The following is an 18,157-nucleotide window of genomic DNA, read 5'->3' on the forward strand; positions in this document are numbered from 1 at the left end:
TCAGAAAACGTCTTCCCTCGTCCGCCGCCCTGCGGCATCCTGCGCCCATGGAGACGGAGCTGAGCAGACAACTGGGTATCGAGCACGCCATCTTCGGCTTCACCCCGTTCCCCGCGGTGGCCGCCGCCATCAGCCGTGCCGGGGGCTTCGGTGTACTCGGCGCGGTCCGCTACACCGCGCCGGACGACCTGAGGCGGGACCTCGACTGGATGCAGAAGCACGTCGGCGGTATGCCCTACGGGCTCGATGTCGTCATGCCCGCCAGGAAGGTCGAGGGCGTGAGCGAGGCGGACGTCGAGGCGATGATCCCCGAGACGCACCGCAGATTCGTGACCGACACCCTCGCCCGGCACGGCGTACCCGAGCTGGCCGAGGGCGAGGCCTCCGGATGGCGCATCACCGGCTGGATGGAGCAGGTGGCCCGCAGCCAGCTCGACGTCGCCTTCGACCATCCCGTCAAACTGCTCGCCAACGCCCTCGGCCCGCCACCCGCCGACGTCGTCGCACGCGCCCACGACCACGGAGTCCTCGTCGCCGCCCTCGCCGGCAGCGCCGCGCACGCCCGCCGCCACGCCGAGGCGGGCATCGACGTCGTCGTCGCCCAGGGGTACGAGGCGGGCGGCCACACCGGCGAGATCGCCTCCATGGTGCTCACGCCCGAAGTCGTCGAAGCGGTCGGCCCCTTGCCGGTCCTCGCGGCCGGCGGCATCGGAAGCGGCGAACAGATCGCCGCGGGCCTCGCCCTCGGTGCCCAGGGGGTCTGGCTCGGCTCCCTGTGGCTCACCACCACGGAGGCATCCCTCGGATCCCGCGCCCTCACGGCGAAACTGCTGGCCGCGGGCTCCGGCGACACCGTCCGCTCCCGCGCCCTCACCGGCAAGCCGGCCCGCCAACTGCGCACCGCCTGGACGGACGCCTGGGACGACCCGGCAGGCCCCGGCACCCTGCCCATGCCGCTCCAGGGACTGCTCGTCGCGGAAGCGGTATCCCGCATCCAGCGGTACGAGGTCGGGCCGCTGCTGGGCACCCCTGTGGGCCAGATCGTCGGCCGTATGAACTCCGAGCGCAGTGTGCGTGAGGTCTTCGACGACCTGACCCGCGGCTTCGAGCGGGCCGTCGACCGCATCAACCGGATCGCCGGAAGGAGCGCGTCATGACCGATGCGTCCGCAGACGCTTCCGTGCCGGCGGGGAACGGCTTCTGGGCGCAGGCCGCCGCCGACCCCGGCCGGACCGTACTGACCGATCCGGCCGGCGGGAGCTGGACGGCAGGTGAGCTGCATGCCGCCGCCAACCGTCTGGTGCACGGGCTGCGCGCGGCAGGCCTCGAACGGGGGGACGCGTTCGCCGTCGTCCTGCCGAACTGCCCCGAACTCGTCACCGCCTATCTCGCCGCCGCCCAGGCGGGCTTCTACCTTGTCCCCGTCAACCACCACCTGGTCGGCTCCGAGATCGCGTGGATCGTCTCCGACTCCGGCGCCAAGGTGCTCCTCACCCACGAACGCTTCGCCGACGCGGCGGCCGACGCCGCCGACCAGGCGTATATGCCCGGCACCCACCGCTACTCCGTCGGTGACGTGGCCGGATTCCGCCCCTACGAGGAGCTCCTCGAGGGGCAGCCGGCCGGGCCGCCGCACGGCCGCACGCTCGGCTGGGTCATGAACTACACCTCCGGCACCACCGGCCGTCCGCGCGGCGTCCGGCGGCCACTGCCCGGCAGACTCCCGGAGGAGAGCCACCTCGGCGGCTTCCTCGGCATCTTCGGCATCCGGCCCCACGACGGGAACGTGCACCTCGTCTGCTCGCCGCTGTACCACACGGCGGTGCTGCAGTTCGCGGGCGCGGCCCTGCACATCGGGCACCCCCTCGTACTGATGGACAAGTGGACGCCCGAGGAGATGCTGCGCCTCATCGACACGCACCGTTGCACGCACACCCACATGGTGCCGACCCAGTTCCATCGTCTGCTCGCCCTGCCGGAGGACGTGAAGCGGCGCTACGACGTCTCGTCGATGCGGCACGCCGTCCACGGGGCGGCGCCCTGCCCCGAGCACGTCAAAAGAGCCATGATCGACTGGTGGGGCGGCTGTGTGGAGGAGTACTACGCGGCCAGCGAGGGCGGCGGCGCGTTCGCGACGGCCGACGAATGGCTCAAGCGCCCGGGCACGGTCGGCAGGGCCTGGCCGATCAGTGAGCTGGCCGTCTTCGACGACGACGGCAACCGTCTGCCGCCGGGGGAACTCGGCACGGTCTACATGAAGATGACGACCGGCGGCTTCAGCTACCACCGGGACGAGGCCAAGACGCGGAGCAACCGCATCGGCGACTTCTTCACGGTCGGCGACCTCGGCCACCTCGACGAGGACGGTTACCTCTTCCTGCGCGACCGCAAGATCGACATGATCATCTCGGGCGGTGTGAACATATATCCGGCCGAGATCGAGGCGGCGCTGCTCACGCATTCCGCCGTCGCCGACGCGGCGGCCTTCGGTGTCCCGCACGCCGACCGGGGCGAGGAAGTCAAAGCCGTGGTGGAACCGGCGGACGGCCACCCGCCGGGCGACGCCCTCGCCGCCGAGATCCTCACCCACTGCGCACGGCACCTGGCCCCCTACAAGCGCCCCCGCTCGGTGGACTTCGTCGCCTCCATGCCACGCGATCCCAACGGCAAGCTCTACAAGAGGCGTCTGCGGGAGCCGTATTGGGAGGGCCACGAACGCGCCGTATGATCGCGGGCGCGGAAATTCCGGGTGGCGCCCGCAACCGTCGTACCCGGCCGGTCGCCGGCGTCAGTCCCATCGCCCTCGTGCCCTGCGGTCCGACCCCCGCCCGCCCCCGGGCAGCTACGGCCGGTGCGTCGCGCGTGCTGCGGTCGCTCACCGCGGCACGCCGGGCGGCGTCGCCCCCTGGGGGTCCCCCAGGGACCTGGTGTCGTCGGCCCGCGGAGCAGGCTGACGGCTTCCCTCGACCGGCCCGCGCGAACAGAGATCGCCCGGACAGGAGGCCGGTCCCGGCTGCCGGCGCGGCCGCCGCGGGTCGTCGCGCGGGGACCGCCGGGCGCTGGCAGCCTGGCACCTATGAGCGCGGTGAAGATCAAGTCCGTCATGGGCCAATGGACCGTCTGGGTGCCGCTGGTCGCGCTGGTCGCCCTGGTGCTCAGCTGGGGCCGGGACCTGCCGCTGCTCGCAGTGGTCGTCGTCGCCGTCTGCCTTGCCGGTGCGGTGCTCGCCGCGGTGCACCATGCCGAGGTGATCGCCCACCGGGTGGGGGAGCCGTTCGGCTCGCTGGTGCTCGCCGTCGCCGTGACCGTCATCGAAGTCGCGCTCATCGTCACCCTCATGGTCGACGGAGGCGACAAGACGGCGTCCCTCGCCAGGGACACCGTGTTCGCCGCCGTGATGATCACGTGCAACGGGATCGTCGGGCTGTCGCTGCTGGTGGCGGCATTGCACCGCAGGGTCGCCGTGTTCAATGCCGAGGGGGCCGGCGCCGCGCTCGCCACCGTGGCGACACTCGCCACCCTCAGTCTGGTGCTGCCGACCTTCACCACGAGCAAGCCGGGCCCGGAGTTCTCCACCGCCCAGCTGACGTTCGCCGCGGTCGCGTCACTGGGGCTGTACGGGCTGTTCGTCGCGATGCAGACCGTACGTCACCGTGAGCACTTCCTGCCCGTCACGGACGACGGGGCCGTCAAGGACGACGCGGACGAGGAGGAGTCCGGGGTGCCCGGCCGCTCGGTCGCCGCGCTCAGCCTCATGATGCTCCTCGTCGCGCTGGTCGCCGTGGTGGGCGACGCCAAAGCGGTGTCGCCCACCATCGAATCCGGCGTCGACTCCGCGGGGCTGCCCCACTCGGTCGTCGGCGTCGTCATCGCCCTGCTCGTCCTCATGCCGGAGACGCTCGCCGCCGTGCGCGCCGCCCGCCGGGACCAGGTGCAGCGGAGCCTCAACCTGGCGCTCGGCTCCGCCATGGCCAGCATCGGTCTGACGATCCCGGTGATCGCCCTGGCCACCATCTGGCTGGAAGGGCCGCTGCTGCTCGGTCTCGGAGCCACCCATATGGTGCTGCTCGCGCTCACCGTCGTCGTCGGCGCTCTCACCATCGTGCCCGGGCGGGCCACGCTGCTCCAGGGCGGCGTGCATCTGGCGATCCTCGCCGCGTACGTCTTCCTCGCCGTGAGCCCGTGAGCCCGTGAGCCCGTGAGCCCGTGAGCCCGGGGCCCTCGTGGCCCCCAGGGGCCCCGGCGGGACAGGCGACCGGTCAGGCGGCCGCGGTGAGTTCGGCCCGGCCGAAGAGGAGCGCGTAGCCACGTGGCAGCTCGGACAGCATCCGCAGCGAAAGGTCCTCGCCGGCGAGTTGCGCGATCAGGGAGAGGACGGTGCTGGTGGCCCAGCGCGCCTCCGGTCCGGTGCACGCGGGCAGGTGTCCGGCGACGGCGTCGACGAACGCGGGCGCCGTCAACGGTTCCGTCAGCGGGATCCGGTCCGCGAGGATCGCGGCAGCCTCGACGGGCAGCAGACGGGCGAGCTCGCAGCGTTCGTCGCCGGTGACATGACTGCCCAGGACGGTCAACACGGCGCGCAGAACGTCTTCGGCCTCCTCGCCGGTCGCATAGCGACCCGAATAGCGCACCTGCTCGATGAGCTGCTGCCACTGCACGGTCGGTGGTCCTCTCTTTCGTCGTGGCCCCGCCACGTCGGTGCTGCACCGCGATGCGGGGTCGGTCGTGGTGTGTCAGATGTGCTGGGGTCGCCCGAAAAGGACGTCGTAGCCGGGGGGCAGCTGGAGCAGGACACGGCGCAGCAGGTCGTCGCCGGCGGCGTCGGCCGCCACGCTCAGTACCGCGCTGACGTCCCACTTCGCGGTCTCTTCTGTCGCCCCGTCGATCCAGGCCGCCGTCGCCCGCACGAAACGCTCCGGATCCAGGGGCTCCGCCGCCTGAAGCGGATTGAGCAGGATCATGGCGAAGGTCTCCGGCAGCCGTGCGGCCAGCTCCGCGCGCTCCTTTCCCACCAGATGCGCCCCGAGCAGGGCGAGCACAGTGCGGGCGGCCCGTTCCGCCTCTGGAGCCGATGAGTATTCGCCGCGCTCCTGCACGGCGTCGAGGAATGCCTGCCAACGCATGGCCATCTACTGCCCCCTGACTCTGCTCGCGGACTGTGCCGGCGACGGTACGGAGGACGGGGCCGGGAGGGGGAGTGCGCGGTGCCCCGTCCTCCGTCGATGAGCCACGGCTACCGCTCAGCCGCTGATCTGCTTCTTTTCGCCGCCGGCGCTGATGCTGATCTTGCGGGGCTTGGCGCGTTCGGCGATCGGGATACGCAGGGTCAGGACACCTGCGTCGTAGGCCGCCTCGATGTGTTCGGTGTCGAGAGTGTCGGCCAGCATCACCTGCCGGGAGAAGACTCCCAGCGGCCGCTCGGACAGTTCCATCTGGACGTCGTCGGCCTTGGTGGCCGGTCGCCGTTCCGCCTTCACTGTCAGCATGTTGCGCTCGACGTCGATGTCGATCGCGTCGGAGGACACGCCGGGCAGATCGAAGGCGATCACGTAGACGTCGCCCTCTCGATAGGCGTCCATCGGCATCGCCGACGGGCTCGACCATGTGCCGGTGGAACCCATGAGCTGCCGGGTGAGCCGGTCGAGCTCACGGAACGGGTCGGTGCGCATCAACATCGCAGAAACACCTCCATCGGTTCAGGCAGTAATGCCAAGGCCAATGCGCTTCACCTGACACCGTTGTAACATGTCATCCATCCGATGACAAGACGGAATGTCATTGAAAGGGTGACACTCTCAGGAGGCAGCGTGACCCCAGCCGACCAGCCCGGACCGCCGAGCAGCCCCGCTTCGTTGCTCGCCGCGACGGCGGCCCTGCGGACCATCGACGAAGCGGTGCGCACCGCCCGTGCCGGCACCGGCCGAGACCACCATGACGACAGGCATCCCGACCCCCCGGGGCCGGAAGAGGCCTTGGCCGCCCTGCTCCTGCTGCGTGAGATGCGCCGGCAGCTCGCCGGCTGGGAGACGGGCCTGATCGAGGCGGCCCGTGACGCGGGCGCGAGCTGGGCCGACCTGGCCCAGCCTCTCGGTGTCGCCAGCCGCCAGGCCGCCGAGCGCCGCTATCTGCGGCTGCGTCCCGGCGCCGCCGGCACCACGGGTGAACAGCGCGTCCAGGCCACGCGGGACCGGCGTGCCGCCAACCGCACCGTCACCGCCTGGGCCCGGGACAACGCCGCGGACCTGCGCCGCCTCGCAGGGCAGATCGCCTCCCTCGGCGACCTTCCCAGCCAGGCCCGGGGCACGGTGGACGACCTCGTCAGGGCCCTCGGCGACGACGACGCCGCCGGCCTCGTCGGCCCGCTGATGGAGTCCCGCGCGCATCTGGGCGACCATCCGGAGTTGGCCGCCCGCGTCGACGACCTCGATCGCCGGGCCGCGAAGCTGCGCCGGACCAGCGACCGGCGCCGTACCGCCGGCTGACAGCGACCCGCCGGCGCGGCCGGACCCGACATGTGCCTCGCCGGTGCCTGCCCGGGCCGGGCAGGCACCGGCGAGGCGCCGCCTCGACGGCGCTACGTCGCCCCACCGGCCGTACAACGGTTGTCGAAGCTTCCGTCGATCCCGGCCAGAGCGGTGGCGACATCGAGAGCCGCGCCGGCCGGCGGCCCTGCATGTGTCCGGCGTACGAGCATGCTCGGGGTGCGCCGTGGGCGCCCGGCACAGCCGCTCCACCTCCAGCGCGGCGCGCGGTTGCCGGCCGTGACCGGCCGAAGCCGTCGGTGGCGCAGTGGAGCCTGCGCCACCGACGGGAGACCACCGGCCGCCGGCCGCCTCTGCCGGGGCGGCGCCCAGCTACGCCGCGGCGGCCGACCGGCCCCCGGATCAGGTCACCGGTTCGGGTGCAGAACGACCTTGGTGTAGCCCTCGACACGCTTGTCGAACTTCTCGTACGCCGACGGCGCCTCGTCGATCGACAACTCGTGGGAGACGACGAACCCGGGCCGAGCGCGCCCCTCGATGATCATGTCGCGCAGCTGCCGGTTGTAGCGCTTGACGTTGCACTGGCCGGTGCCCAGACGCAGTCCCTTCTCGAAGAGCCTGCCGATCGCCACGAGCAGCATGCCCTTCTTGGCCTGCTCGTCGGGCCCGCCGGGGTCGGCCGGAACATACAGGCCCGGGATGCCGAGCGCTCCGGTCGGCCGGACCGTCTCGACGAGCGAGTTCAGGACGGTCGCCGGCTCCTCGCGCTCCTCGCCGCTGGCCTGTGCCTGCGCCTGGTAGCCCACCGCGTCGATGCCCTTGTCGGTGCCCTCTCCCGCCGTCTGCTCCATGATCTGCTCCACCGGGCTGCCCTTGGTGAAGTCGACCGGGATCGCACCGATCTCTTCGGCCTTCTGCAGCCGCTCGGCCACCCGGTCGACGACGAACACCTTCTTGGCGCCGCGCAGCAGCGCGGAGTAGGCGGCCATCAGACCGACGGGCCCGCCGCCGTACACCGCCACACTCTCGCCCGGGCGGACGTCGGCCAGTTCGTTGCCGTGGTAGCCGGTCGGGAAGATGTCGGCGAGCAGGACGAAGTCGCTCTCGTCGGCGTCGCCCTCCGGGAGCTTCAGGCAGTTGAAGTCGGCGTACGGCACCCGTACGTACTCGGCCTGGCCTCCGCTGTACGGCCCCATCGCGACGTAGCCGTAGGCACCGCCGGCGAATCCGGGGTTCACGGTCACGCAGAAGCCCGTGAAGCCGGCCGTGCAGTTCTTGCAGAATCCGCAGGCGACGTTGAAGGGCATGACCACCCGGTCACCCTGCTTGAGGGACGACACGCCGTCCCCGGTCTCCTCGATGATCCCGAGGTTCTCGTGGCCGAAGACGATGCCCGGCTCCGCGGCCGTGCGGCCCTCGTACATGTGCAGGTCGGAACCGCAGATGGCTGTCGATGTCACGCGGACGATCACGTCGTTCGGGTGTTGGATCCCGGGCTTCTCCACTTGCTCGACCGCTACTTCGAACGGTCCCTTGTAGACGACGGCCTTCATGCTCACGCACCTCCGCTCGGCACTGCTGCTTCCGTGCCTCTTGTGCATTCGTGCAGTCGTGTTCCACCTCATGGTCCGCCCGGTGTTCGGGGAGGGACAAATTGGCTACTGTCGTCGCGTATGCATGTATGCGCCGGTCGCGCGAGCCGTGGACGAAGTCACCGGAAACCCGCGAACCCGTAGAAACCCCGCGGAAGACCTGCAGAAGATCCCCAGAAAGAGAACGCGAACAGTGATACGACGCCTCGGAACCCTGCTCGTCCCCGTGTCCGGACTGTCCGGCACCACCTACCCGCCGGGAACCGCTGTGTCGATCAACGGCCGCGGGTCGGCCGTCGACGGTTTCGTCGACGGGGACTGGCTTCCCCTCGCCTGGTGGGAATTCGCCGAGAACCGCGGTGAGGACGCCGTCGAAGGCTGATCCGCCCTTCCGCCTCCCCGCCGCCGGTTCCCCGGTGAGCCGCTCCCGAAATGCCGACTGCGCCTGTGCGGGAGAGCATGACCGGGACGCGGCCACAATCGGCCCGACCATCTGGGCGGGAGGCGCAGAACATGCCGGAACCGACGTCCAAATCACGTCTCATCGCCGAACTCTCAGCCGAGTTCGCAGGCACCATGATCCTCATTCTCATCGGATGCGGTGTCGTCGCACAGGTCGTCGCGGGTGGTGCGCTGACCGACGGGGCACTGGGCGACCACGACAGCATCGCCTGGGCCTGGGGGCTCGGCGTCGTCCTGGGCGTCTACGTGGCGGCGCGGATCAGCGGCGCCCACATCAATCCCGCGGTCACCCTCGCACTGGCGGCCTTCAAAGGCTTCCCGTGGCGCAAGGTACTGCCGTACGCCCTGGCCCAGACGGCGGGCGCCTTCGTGGCTGCCCTGCTGGTGCGCTGGAACTACAGCGAGGTGCTGGCCAAGGCCGACCCGGGCCACACCGACAAGACGGAGATCGTCTTCTCCACCCTGCCGGGCAACGGCGGGCTCCCGATCAGCCAGTTCGGCGCCTTCCGTGACCAGATCATCGGTACCGCCCTGCTGATGCTGCTCATCTTCGCGGTCACCGACCTGCTCAACACGCCGCCGGGCGCGAATCTCGCCCCCTTCATCATCGGCCTGATCGTCGTCGCCATCGGCATGGCCTGGGGAACCAACGCCGGCTACGCGATCAACCCCGCCCGTGACCTCGGGCCCCGGCTGGCGGCATTCCTGACCGGCTACGGAGGTGCTTGGCGAGATCAGTACGGCGATCTCTACTTCTGGGTGCCGATCGTCGGACCCCTGATCGGTGGCCTGATCGGTGCGTTCCTCTACCGCGTGCTGATCAGCCGTTTCCTGCCCGTCGCCGAGCCGGAGCCCGGCCGGGTGCCCACGCCGGACAAGTAACCGGACGACTGAGAGGCCAGCCATGCCCGAGTTCGTCGGGGCGGTGGACCAAGGCACCACCAGCACCCGCTTCATGATCTTCGACCACGACGGCAACGAGGTCGCGCGCCACCAGCTGGAACACGAGCAGATCCTCCCGCGCTCCGGCTGGGTCGAACACGACCCTGTGGAGATCTGGGAACGAACGAACTCCACGATGCAGAACGCCGTCCGGCAAGGCGCCCTGTCCGCCGCCGACCTGGCTGCCATCGGGATCACCAATCAGCGGGAGACCACGGTCATCTGGGATCCCACCACCGGCCAGCCGCACTACAACGCGATCGTCTGGCAGGACACCCGCACCGACTCCATAGCCGCGACGCTGGAGCGCGAACACGGCGACCTCATCCGGCGCAAGACGGGGCTGCCGCCGGCGACCTACTTCTCCGGCGGCAAGATCAAGTGGATCCTGGAGAACGTCGACGGTGTCCGGCAGGCCGCCGAGAACGGCCGGGCCGTCTTCGGCAACACCGACGCCTGGGTCCTGTGGAACCTCACCGGCGGTCCCAACGGCGGCATCCACGCCACGGACGTCACCAACGCCAGCCGAACCATGCTGATGAACCTGGAGACCCTCGACTGGGACGACGAACTGCTCGACGTCTTCGGCATCCCGCGCGCCATGCTCCCGGCCATCAACCCGTCCTCGCACCCGGAGGCGTTCGGGACCACCCGGACCACCCGTCCGCTGCGCACCGCCGTACCCATCACCGGCGTGCTGGGGGACCAGCAGGCGGCCACCGTCGGGCAGGTCTGCTTCCGCCCGGGCGAAGCCAAGAACACCTACGGCACCGGAAACTTCCTGGTCCTCAACACGGGCACGGAGATCGTCCGGTCCGGCAGCGGCCTGCTGACCACTCTGGCCTACCAGTTCGGGGACGCACCGGCGGTGTACGCGCTGGAAGGATCCATCGCCGTCACCGGCTCCGCCGTCCAGTGGCTCCGCGACCAGATGCACATCATCGGCTCCTCGTCCGAGGTGGAGGCCCTGGCCCGGCAGGCGCAGGACAGCGGCGGGATCTATTTCGTACCTGCCTTCTCCGGCCTGTTCGCTCCGTACTGGCGCTCCGATGCCCGCGGCGCCATCGTCGGCCTGGCCCGCTTCCACACCAACGCGCACCTGGCCAGGGCGACCCTGGAAGCCATCTGCTACCAGAGCCGCGACGTCGCCGAGGCGATGGCGCAGGACTCCGGGGTCGCACTCGACGTGCTGCGGGTCGACGGCGGCGTCACGGCCAACGACCTGTGCATGCAGATGCAGGCCGATGTCCTCGGCGTACCGGTCAGCCGCCCCGTCGTGGCGGAGACCACCGCACTCGGCGCCGCCTACGCGGCGGGGCTCGCCACCGGCTTCTGGGAGAGCGAAGACGAACTCCGCTCCCACTGGCACGAGTCGAAGCGGTGGGAGCCGCAGTGGAGCGACGAGGAACGGGAGAAGGGCTACGCGGGCTGGAAGAAGGCCGTGGAACGCAGCCTCGACTGGGTCGAGGTCGAATAGGCGAAACGGCAAAGCGCCCTGGTACGACATCCTGTCCGCGTCCGCCCGCGCTCCGACGCGCAGCCCGGTCGTTCGACGTCCACGACCGGGCACCGGATCATCGCGATGCCCGGCCGGGCTCAACGGCCGACCCCCGCCCCGTAAAGACTGAGCGTGCCCATGTCGTTGCAGCTCACATCGCGCAGAGCGCACTCCTCACCCGGGTTCCGCACGCCGTCCGTGCGCAGCTGGGCGGCCACCAGGCGGGCGGCCCGTCCGGCGGACTCCTCGGTGACCTCAGGGAATCCGGCACTCCACTGCCAGCGTTCGCGGCGCTGCCAGCCGATCTCCCGCATCGCCGCCGCCTTCTCGGCGGAGTCCTCCTCGGCCCGGTCCGCACGGAAGGCCCGCAGCCCTTGCTTGGGATCGAACCCGAGACGCACGCTGTCACGGCCGTTCTGGCTGATCACAAAGCCCGTCCAGTCCAGACCGACCTGCGGCGGCAGGTGTTCCACGAGCGAACCGAGCAACGCCGTGAGCGCATCATGGAGGTGGTCCGGGCTCGGCGCAAGCCGGCCACCCGGGTACACGTCGGGCGCCCGACCCGGGCCGCCGCTGTCCAGTTGCCACAGGTAGGGCAGGTGACGGAAGTCCGACGGCTCGTCCGCGCTCCACGGCCCGCCCCACTTGAACGTGCGGTGCTCCTCCTCTTCCAACTCCTCGGTGTCGTGCACCTCCAGCAACACACCGGCGCGGTCCCCGGTGAGGATCAGGACCCGCCGCTCGTTCCGCCAGCGGACGCCGGGGCCCTCGGCCGATCCACCGTGCAGTGTCGGGAGGCCGATGCGGCCGACGACGGCGTCGTAGACCTCACCGACACCGGCGGCGGCGGACCCGTGCCGGTGCGGGTCCGCACCCGCACCGGGACGCTGTTCCCGGCCGGGTCACCGGCGTTCGCGGACCCGCACCACCTTCAGCTCCGGCGAGCGCATGATGTCCCGTTCGCAGAACCGCGACGTCACCCACCGCTCGCCGGAGAACAGCGTCGTCTGGTCCCGGTAGTGCGGCGAGGCCGGGTCGGACGACTGCGAGTACGTCAGGAGCGTGCGGGCCACCGGGCAGCGGCCGCCGTCCCAGCCGACGGCCTGGATGTGGCTCGACCCGTGCGCGACCTCGGTGTAGCCGCCGCCTGCGGCGTTCCACACCGCCTCGATCTTGTTCCATACGCCGAGCGACTCCGTCCCGCCGTGCACCGGGTACCGCCTGCCGTCCCGCAGGACGGACTGGTGCCGCCCGAGCGGTGCGTCCAACGCGATGCCGGCCGCCCGTAGTTCGTACACCGCGGCGGTGAGCGCCTTGGCGAAGCCGGGTGATCCGGTGTCGAGGGAGCGCGGGGTGGTGACGGGGTCGGCCCCGGAGAACGGGACCTTCCACAGGTGCCCGGACGGCACCGACGAGGTCAGGGCACGCCAGAACCGGTCGAAGAGCAACGCACCCCGGCTGCCGGTGTCCATGGACCGGTCCCACCGCTCCAGCACACCGCACGCCTCCGCCAGGTCCGGCGACAGCTCCTTGCAGGCGCGCACGGTGTCGGCGACGGCGAGGTCCGCCGCCGGTACCCGGTTGGCGAACTGCTGCCGCTGGAGGTCGGCGACGGTCAGCCCGCCCTTGTCCGCCATCGCGGCGACGTCCTCGATCGCACCGCGGGTACGCAGCGACCGTGGCGTCCCGACCGTGCCGAAGACCCGCTCGTACCCGGTCAGGGGTCGGTCGGCGTTGCTGAGCCACGCGCTGTCGTTGGAGTTCTCCGCGTACGCCGCGTCCTTCAGCGTGGGCATACGCGACGGCCCGAAGACGCCCGGCTGGACGGCGTCCCGGTCCCGGCCGAGCCCGCAGTCGCCGCGCGAACCGTCCAGGACGGCGACGCCGGAGGCGGGGTACGTCACCCGGCCCAGCGGCGTCGAGCAGCGTTGCGTCAGTTCGTCGGTGATCCGCGGCAGGACCTGCGACTGGGTGAACAGTGTGCGTCCGGCCGAGTCCGCGGCGATCGTGTTCACCCACGGCAGTCCCTGGGTGCGCCGCAGGCCCGCCAGCATGTCGTCCGTCGACCGTGCCTTGCCGAAGGCCAGCGCCGTGTCCGAGGCGCGCATGTTGGCGGCGTTGGGGTCGTTCAGCGCGTACGCGGTCGAAGCGGACCAGGGCAGCGGCAGCGACGAACCGAGCGAGGTGACGACGGGGCCGTAGCGGGTCCAGTACTGCGTGCGGGTGACGGAAGTTCCGCCCTTCAACGGGACGGTGACAGCCCGTTCGGTCATCCGCTCGCGCTGTCCGTCCACCAGGTACACGGTCGGATCCGCCGGGTCGAGCGTCAACTGGTGCAGGTTCAGCGTGACACCGGTCGCGACGGTGTGGCTCCAGGCCACTTTGTCGTTGAAGCCGATGTTGACCAGCGTCGTCCCGAGAAGTGAGGCTCCCGAGACGTTCAGCTCACCCGGGATCGTCTGCTGCGACTGCCAGAAGCGGCGGCCGCCGTGCCAGGGGTAGTGGGGATTGCCCAGCAGCAGTCCACGTCCGTTCGCCGTCACGTCACCGCTGAACGCGACGGCGTTCGACCCCATGTCGGCGCTATCGGCCGCGAACAGCTCACGCGCCGCCCGCGCGGTCGCCTGTGCGTCCGGTGCCGGGACGTGGGCGGCGCCGGGCGGCTGCGCGGCGGTGATGCCGTCGATACCGCGGCCCTGGCCGCCGAGGACGGAGACGGCGAAGCCACGGCGGGCCACGTCGAGGGCGGTCACCGGTCCCACCCAGTCGGCGCCGCGGCAGGCCGGGTCGGTGACGCGGTTCTGCTTCAGCCAGGCGTTGTAACCGGCGGCCCACCCGCGCATCAGCTCCTTCACCTCCCGTCCGGGACCGGCCGGCGCCGGGACGGCGAGCAGTTTCTCGACGGTGCGGGCCTCGCGTATCCCGCGGAAGTACAGATCGCTGGAGAGGTTCTTCGTCGCGGAGGAGAGCGAGCCGTCGGGCGCGGCGTCCGGGCCGAAATGCCGCGAGCGCTCACCGCGTACGGTGACGAATCCGTCGGCCAGCACACACACCTGGTCGGCGGCCTGCGCCCAGCCGGTGCCGAAGCCCAGGCCGGCGTAGTCGCGCCCCACGATGTGCGGTATGCCGTGCTCGGTGTACCGGATCACGGCGGACAGACCGCCGCCCGAGGGATGCCGGCCGGGATCGTGGGCGGCCGCCTGCGGTGTCACGGCGGTCGCGGCCGTCACCAGCGCGACACCGGTGAGAGCGAGCCTTGCAAAGCGCGTAAGGAAGAGCAACGTGCCTCTCAACGGGACTGCGGGCCTTACTGGTTGGTACATGCAGTCAGCCAACGCCCCCGCTGTCAACATCCCGTTCGGTATCCGACGTGGTGCCGCGGTACTTGACCCCGCGTCGGCCGCCGCCGAGGATCACGCCATGACAGGCGCACACAGCAGCACCGTCGACTCCCTCGTACGCCGCAGTGCACGGCGCACCCCCGACCGCACCGCCGTCCGGTACGCCGACAGGTCCTGGACCTACGCCCGGCTCGACGAGGCCGTCAGTACCGCGGCGGCCGTCCTCACCGGTCACGGGCTGCGCCACGGCGACCGGGTCGCGTCGTACGGCCACAACTCCGACGCCTACCTGATCGCCTTCCTCGCCTGCGCACGGGCCGGCCTCGTCCACGTGCCGGTGAACCAGAACCTGACGGGCGACGATCTCGCCTACATCCTCGGCCAGTCGGGCAGCACGCTCGTCCTCTCCGACCCGGCGCTCGAGCCACGCCTGCCCGCCGGGACGGCCGTACGGGCGCTGCGCGACACCGACGACTCGCTGCTCGCCGCCCTGTCCGAGCCGCGGCCGTTCACCCCCGCGCACGAACCGCGCGACGAGGACCTGGTCCAGCTGCTCTACACGTCGGGAACAACCGCGCTCCCCAAGGGCGCGATGATGACCCACCGGGCCCTCGTCCACGAGTACGTCAGCGCCGTCACCGCCCTCGATCTCGCCCCCGACGACCGGCCCGTCCATTCGCTGCCGCTCTACCACTCCGCCCAGATGCACGTCTTCCTGCTGCCGTACCTCGCGGTCGGTGCGGAGAACACCATCCTCGACGCTCCCGATGCCGGGCGGATCTTCGACCTCGTCGAAGCGGGCCGCGCCGACAGCCTGTTCGCGCCGCCCACCGTATGGATCGGCCTCGCCGACCACCCCGAGTTCGGTGCCCGCGACCTCAGCGCGCTGCGGAAGGCGTACTACGGGGCGTCGATCATGCCCGTGCCTGTGCTGGAGCGGCTGCGTGAACGGCTCCCCGGCCTCGGTTTCTACAACTGCTTCGGCCAGTCGGAGATCGGGCCGCTCGCCACCGTTCTTGGTCCCGACGAGCACGAGGGGCGGATGGAGTCGTGCGGCCGGCCCGTCCTCTTCGTGGAGGCGAAGGTCGTCGACGAGGACGGCAAGGAGGTGGCCGACGGCACCGCGGGCGAGGTGGTCTACCGCTCACCGCAGCTGTGCGAGGGCTACTGGGACAAGCCGGAGGAGACACAGGAGGCGTTCCGCGGCGGCTGGTTCCACTCCGGTGACCTCGCCGTGCGTGACGGCGAGGGCTACTTCACGGTCGTCGACCGGGTCAAGGACGTCATCAACTCCGGTGGCGTGCTGGTGGCTTCACGGCAGGTCGAGGACGCCCTCTACACCCACCCGGCCGTCGCGGAAGCGGCCGTGATCGGCCTGCCCGACGAGCGGTGGATCGAGGCGGTCACGGCCGTCGTCGTGGCCCGCGAGGAGGTGACGGAGGCGGAACTGATCGCCCACGCACGGGGCAAGCTCGCCGCCTTCAAGGCACCCAAGCGGGTCCTCTTCATGGACGCGCTGCCCCGCAACGCCAGCGGCAAGATCCTCAAACGTGAGCTCCGCGACCGGTTCGCTCCGCCGTCACCACGTGCCTGAGGCGCGGGCCGTCCGCCACCGCGGTGAGCAGGCGGGAGGAGCACCCCGAGCGCGTCCGGCCTCAGAACGGCGGCTGCCCGCTGCCTTCGATCATCAAGTGCGCGGTACCGATGTATCGGTGGGCCACGGTGAATTCGCCGACACGGCCGTCGGGCAGCCGAAGCCGCGGTGCGTCCGCGCCCATGATGCCTTCCACGACCTTGTCGTCCGCGACCTCGAGCGTTCCGTTCCAGTCGGCCGACAGCGCTGCGACGACATCCGCGCTCATGCCGGGCAAGGGGTCCGGCGCGGCGTCCTCGGGCTGCCCCGTCCATGAACGGAGCACCGCTCTCGCCGTGTACTCGGCATCGCCCGCGACCACCGTCACGTCGCCCTCGAAGACGCCCATGCTCCCAGTGTGCGTCCATGCGGCTCCTGCCGCCCGCCGCACGGCCCCGTCCTGGCCTCCTATTCGGTGCGCAGGGCCGTCGCGGTTCGGGCCCTGGCGGCCCAGCCGGCGGGCAGGAGCGCGCCCAGGGTTGCGATGAGCAGGCCGCCGAGTGCGAGCGGGAGAAGTAGGGCCCAGTGATGGACGGCGATGACGGAACCGGGGAGGCGGAGCCCCACGCTGTCGCCCATCGCGGGAATGACCCAGCCGTGCAGGGCCGCGCCGAGCGGCACGCCCAGAGCGCCCGCGACCAGCCCGGTCACGACGACCGAGGTGAGGACCATTGCGACGGTCTGCCGGGGGGTCATGCCGAGCGCCTTGTGGACACCGATCTCTCCGAACTCGCCTCCCGCCTGCACCTGGCGAAGGCGACCGTCAAGACGCACGTCGCCCGCATCCTCGCCAAGCTGGGACTACGTGACCGTGTCCAGGCCGTCATCGTCGCCTACGAGACCGGGCTGGTCAGCGCCGGCGCGGGCGAGGCCGCCGAGCAGCCCACCGCGCAGGCGTAGTCCTGGAACGCTCAAGGGCCGACTACGCGCACGGCGGCGGCGCTGCGCGGGTCGCCGCGAGGTGGACATCGATGTACCGCGCGAGGCACAGCGCGTCCTGGGGGTCGGCCTGGAAGGCGATGCGGCGGAGCAGGCCGACGTCGTCCAGGGCGACGCCCTCGCGGGCGAGGACGAAGACGAGTGTGAGAAAGGCGGACCGGGCATTGCCGTCGTCGAAGGGGTGGAAGAAGCAGACGTCGAGGTAGGCGCGCGCGGCGCGAGCGGTCAGGGGGAGCGACGCGTCCTCGGCGCTTTCTGCCAGGCAGGCGTCGAGGCGGGTCCGGGTGTCCGGGGCCATGCCGTAGCGTTCCCGCCCGTCCTTGGCGAAGGCGGGCAGGGCGCGGAACGCGGGTGGCTGCGGTGTGCCCAGCACGTGCTGCTGCCAGCTCCGGAGCAGTTCGAAGTCGAGTGCGGCGCCGCGTGCCGCTTGGGCCCGAAGCTGTTCGAGTGCGGCGAGCAGGCCCTCGGCGCGGGCGGGGTCCAGAGCGCCGTCGAACGCGCGGATGTCCTCGGCCGCCCCGTCGCGTGACGGCGTCACCGGCCCGTCCCCGCCTTCGCCTCGGGCTTCCTGCCAGGCCACGGTCGCACGTACGGCGAGCCACCGCTGCAGATGGTCTCGTTCCGGCTCGGCGGGCCCGTAGCCGCCGTCCGGCCGTAGTGTCTGCGCAAGCCGCTCCGCGACGTCATCGATCAGCACGGTGTCAGGGTCGGTCCAGCTGTGGAACCGCCCGCCGATCGCCTGGTCGACCAGGTCCCGTGCGACCGCGGGGGCGACTCCCCAGCGGCTGAGGAACCAGGTGAGCACCTGCCGGCAGTGCCCGTGCCAGCCGCTGCCGCAGCCGGTGCGGTCCACGACCTGCAGGATCAGGTTGCGGGCAGCCCTCTCCCACAAGATCCGCTGGTCCCCGACGTTCGCCGGATCCAGCGGGTACGCCTCGAACCGCCCGGCGAGACTCTCCAGCCAGGCCCGCCACTCGCACAGCGCCGAAACGACACGCTCCAGCGTCTCCTCCGGAGTGGTGATCGAGTCACGGGGACAGCACCAACTTCCGACAGGCCCGCCGTCGAAGTCTCCTTCGTCGTGCGCCCAGCGCCAGCCCACCGCCCAGCGGCCGTAGCGGTCCATCAAGGCGTACGACATGGCATCGGCCCAGAGCCGGCCCTCACCCCAGCTCCACGCACTCATCGCCGGATCGCCGAAGGGGACATCCGGACGGCTCGGTACACCCCGGGCCGGACCGAGTGAGCGCACCCCCCGCGCCGCCGCC

17 protein-coding genes and 1 pseudogene are annotated in these 18,157 nt (G+C 71.1%); 9 read left to right on the forward strand and 9 right to left on the reverse strand.

Going from position 1 to position 18,157, the window contains the following annotated elements; translation table 11 throughout:
- The first annotated feature begins 47 nt into the window (after positions 1–47).
- From GLX30_RS33740 to GLX30_RS33750, 3 genes are all read left to right on the forward strand, one after another.
- Positions 48–1,157: a nitronate monooxygenase family protein gene (locus tag GLX30_RS33740; RefSeq protein ID WP_159694691.1), complete on the forward strand. Its 1,110-nt coding sequence runs from the start codon at positions 48–50 to the stop codon at positions 1,155–1,157.
- Positions 1,154–2,728 (forward strand): acyl-CoA synthetase, encoded by a 1,575-nt coding sequence (locus tag GLX30_RS33745; protein ID WP_159694692.1) that lies wholly within the window; start codon positions 1,154–1,156, stop codon positions 2,726–2,728. Before GLX30_RS33740 ends, GLX30_RS33745 begins: the two co-directional genes overlap by 4 nt.
- A 348-nt stretch (positions 2,729–3,076) precedes the next feature.
- Positions 3,077–4,186 (forward strand): ionic transporter y4hA, encoded by a 1,110-nt coding sequence (locus tag GLX30_RS33750; RefSeq protein ID WP_159694693.1) that lies wholly within the window; start codon positions 3,077–3,079, stop codon positions 4,184–4,186.
- A 73-nt stretch (positions 4,187–4,259) separates the two neighbouring features.
- On the opposite strand, the gene GLX30_RS33755 is transcribed toward GLX30_RS33750, so the two are convergent.
- From GLX30_RS33755 to GLX30_RS33765, 3 genes are all read right to left on the reverse strand, one after another.
- Positions 4,260–4,658: a DUF2267 domain-containing protein gene (locus GLX30_RS33755; protein WP_244258381.1), complete on the reverse strand. Its 399-nt coding sequence runs from the start codon at positions 4,656–4,658 to the stop codon at positions 4,260–4,262.
- A gap of 75 nt (positions 4,659–4,733) precedes the next feature.
- On the reverse strand, positions 4,734–5,129 hold the full coding sequence (locus tag GLX30_RS33760) for a DUF2267 domain-containing protein (RefSeq protein ID WP_159694695.1): 396 nt from the start codon (positions 5,127–5,129) through the stop codon (positions 4,734–4,736).
- Between the two features lie 111 nt (positions 5,130–5,240).
- A complete protein-coding gene (locus GLX30_RS33765; protein WP_159694696.1) occupies positions 5,241–5,675 on the reverse strand; it encodes an Hsp20/alpha crystallin family protein in 435 nt (144 codons plus the stop codon).
- A gap of 132 nt (positions 5,676–5,807) precedes the next feature.
- On the opposite strand from GLX30_RS33765, the gene GLX30_RS33770 reads away from it, so the two are divergent.
- Positions 5,808–6,482, forward strand: coding sequence for a hypothetical protein (locus GLX30_RS33770; RefSeq protein WP_159694697.1), 675 nt, complete (start codon positions 5,808–5,810; stop codon positions 6,480–6,482).
- Between the two features lie 407 nt (positions 6,483–6,889).
- Here the strand turns inward: GLX30_RS33770 and GLX30_RS33775 are convergent, their stop codons facing one another.
- On the reverse strand, positions 6,890–8,035 hold the full coding sequence (locus tag GLX30_RS33775; protein WP_159694698.1) for a glutathione-independent formaldehyde dehydrogenase: 1,146 nt from the start codon (positions 8,033–8,035) through the stop codon (positions 6,890–6,892).
- Positions 8,036–8,267: 232 nt separating this feature from the next.
- Between GLX30_RS33775 and GLX30_RS33780 the strand changes: the two genes are divergently transcribed.
- The 3 genes from GLX30_RS33780 to glpK all read left to right on the forward strand — a co-directional run bounded on the left by GLX30_RS33780 (position 8,268) and on the right by glpK (position 10,955).
- The gene (locus tag GLX30_RS33780) at positions 8,268–8,456 is read left to right on the forward strand and encodes a hypothetical protein (RefSeq protein WP_159694699.1); all 189 of its coding nucleotides are present in this window, start codon (positions 8,268–8,270) and stop codon (positions 8,454–8,456) included.
- Between the two features lie 131 nt (positions 8,457–8,587).
- On the forward strand, positions 8,588–9,418 hold the full coding sequence (locus GLX30_RS33785) for an MIP/aquaporin family protein (RefSeq protein WP_159694700.1): 831 nt from the start codon (positions 8,588–8,590) through the stop codon (positions 9,416–9,418).
- A gap of 22 nt (positions 9,419–9,440) precedes the next feature.
- Positions 9,441–10,955 carry a glycerol kinase GlpK gene (gene glpK, locus GLX30_RS33790; RefSeq protein ID WP_159694701.1) on the forward strand — a complete coding sequence of 505 codons (1,515 nt, stop codon included), beginning with the start codon at positions 9,441–9,443 and terminating at the stop codon, positions 10,953–10,955.
- A 119-nt stretch (positions 10,956–11,074) separates the two neighbouring features.
- Here glpK and GLX30_RS33795 read toward each other — a convergent pair whose 3' ends face one another.
- Together GLX30_RS33795 and GLX30_RS33800 are read right to left on the reverse strand one after the other, a co-directional pair.
- Entirely contained in the window at positions 11,075–11,680 is a 606-nt protein-coding gene (locus GLX30_RS33795) for a hypothetical protein (protein WP_159694702.1), read from the reverse strand.
- Positions 11,681–11,878: 198 nt separating this feature from the next.
- The gene (locus tag GLX30_RS33800) at positions 11,879–14,299 is read right to left on the reverse strand and encodes a penicillin acylase family protein (protein WP_159694703.1); all 2,421 of its coding nucleotides are present in this window, start codon (positions 14,297–14,299) and stop codon (positions 11,879–11,881) included.
- A 97-nt stretch (positions 14,300–14,396) separates the two neighbouring features.
- Here GLX30_RS33800 and GLX30_RS33805 point away from each other — a divergent pair, with 97 nt between their 5' ends.
- The gene (locus GLX30_RS33805) at positions 14,397–15,911 is read left to right on the forward strand and encodes an acyl-CoA synthetase (protein WP_159694704.1); all 1,515 of its coding nucleotides are present in this window, start codon (positions 14,397–14,399) and stop codon (positions 15,909–15,911) included.
- Between the two features lie 61 nt (positions 15,912–15,972).
- Here GLX30_RS33805 and GLX30_RS33810 read toward each other — a convergent pair whose 3' ends face one another.
- Together GLX30_RS33810 and GLX30_RS33815 are read right to left on the reverse strand one after the other, a co-directional pair.
- Entirely contained in the window at positions 15,973–16,299 is a 327-nt protein-coding gene (locus GLX30_RS33810; protein ID WP_159694705.1) for a hypothetical protein, read from the reverse strand.
- 59 nt (positions 16,300–16,358) lie between these two features.
- A complete protein-coding gene (locus tag GLX30_RS33815) occupies positions 16,359–16,646 on the reverse strand; it encodes a hypothetical protein (RefSeq protein ID WP_244258382.1) in 288 nt (95 codons plus the stop codon).
- A gap of 27 nt (positions 16,647–16,673) precedes the next feature.
- Here GLX30_RS33815 and GLX30_RS33820 point away from each other — a divergent pair.
- A pseudogene (locus GLX30_RS33820) lies at positions 16,674–16,850 on the forward strand (LuxR C-terminal-related transcriptional regulator); the annotation flags it as partial.
- A 22-nt stretch (positions 16,851–16,872) separates the two neighbouring features.
- Here GLX30_RS33820 and GLX30_RS33825 read toward each other — a convergent pair.
- Entirely contained in the window at positions 16,873–18,075 is a 1,203-nt protein-coding gene (locus tag GLX30_RS33825; protein WP_244258383.1) for a Fic family protein, read from the reverse strand.
- Positions 18,076–18,157 lie beyond the last annotated feature (82 nt).

Source organism: Streptomyces sp. Tu 2975, from assembly GCF_009832925.1.
In the GTDB taxonomy this organism is placed as follows: Bacteria; Actinomycetota; Actinomycetes; order Streptomycetales; family Streptomycetaceae; genus Streptomyces.

Bases quoted from the DNA above. Each gene is read 5' to 3' on its own strand.
- GLX30_RS33740 (WP_159694691.1), top strand. From the start codon at position 48: ATGGAGACGGAGCTGAGCAGACAACTGGGTATCGAGCACGCCATCTTC.
- GLX30_RS33745 (WP_159694692.1), top strand. From the start codon at position 1,154: ATGACCGATGCGTCCGCAGACGCTTCCGTGCCGGCGGGGAACGGCTTC.
- GLX30_RS33750 (WP_159694693.1), top strand. From the start codon at position 3,077: ATGAGCGCGGTGAAGATCAAGTCCGTCATGGGCCAATGGACCGTCTGG.
- GLX30_RS33760 (WP_159694695.1), bottom strand. From the start codon at position 5,129: ATGGCCATGCGTTGGCAGGCATTCCTCGACGCCGTGCAGGAGCGCGGC.
- GLX30_RS33765 (WP_159694696.1), bottom strand. From the start codon at position 5,675: ATGTTGATGCGCACCGACCCGTTCCGTGAGCTCGACCGGCTCACCCGG.
- GLX30_RS33775 (WP_159694698.1), bottom strand. From the start codon at position 8,035: ATGAAGGCCGTCGTCTACAAGGGACCGTTCGAAGTAGCGGTCGAGCAA.
- GLX30_RS33785 (WP_159694700.1), top strand. From the start codon at position 8,588: ATGCCGGAACCGACGTCCAAATCACGTCTCATCGCCGAACTCTCAGCC.
- glpK (WP_159694701.1), top strand. From the start codon at position 9,441: ATGCCCGAGTTCGTCGGGGCGGTGGACCAAGGCACCACCAGCACCCGC.
- GLX30_RS33800 (WP_159694703.1), bottom strand. From the start codon at position 14,299: ATGTACCAACCAGTAAGGCCCGCAGTCCCGTTGAGAGGCACGTTGCTC.
- GLX30_RS33805 (WP_159694704.1), top strand. From the start codon at position 14,397: ATGACAGGCGCACACAGCAGCACCGTCGACTCCCTCGTACGCCGCAGT.
- GLX30_RS33810 (WP_159694705.1), bottom strand. From the start codon at position 16,299: ATGGGCGTCTTCGAGGGCGACGTGACGGTGGTCGCGGGCGATGCCGAG.
- GLX30_RS33815 (WP_244258382.1), bottom strand. From the start codon at position 16,646: ATGACCCCCCGGCAGACCGTCGCAATGGTCCTCACCTCGGTCGTCGTG.
- GLX30_RS33825 (WP_244258383.1), bottom strand. From the start codon at position 18,075: ATGAGTGCGTGGAGCTGGGGTGAGGGCCGGCTCTGGGCCGATGCCATG.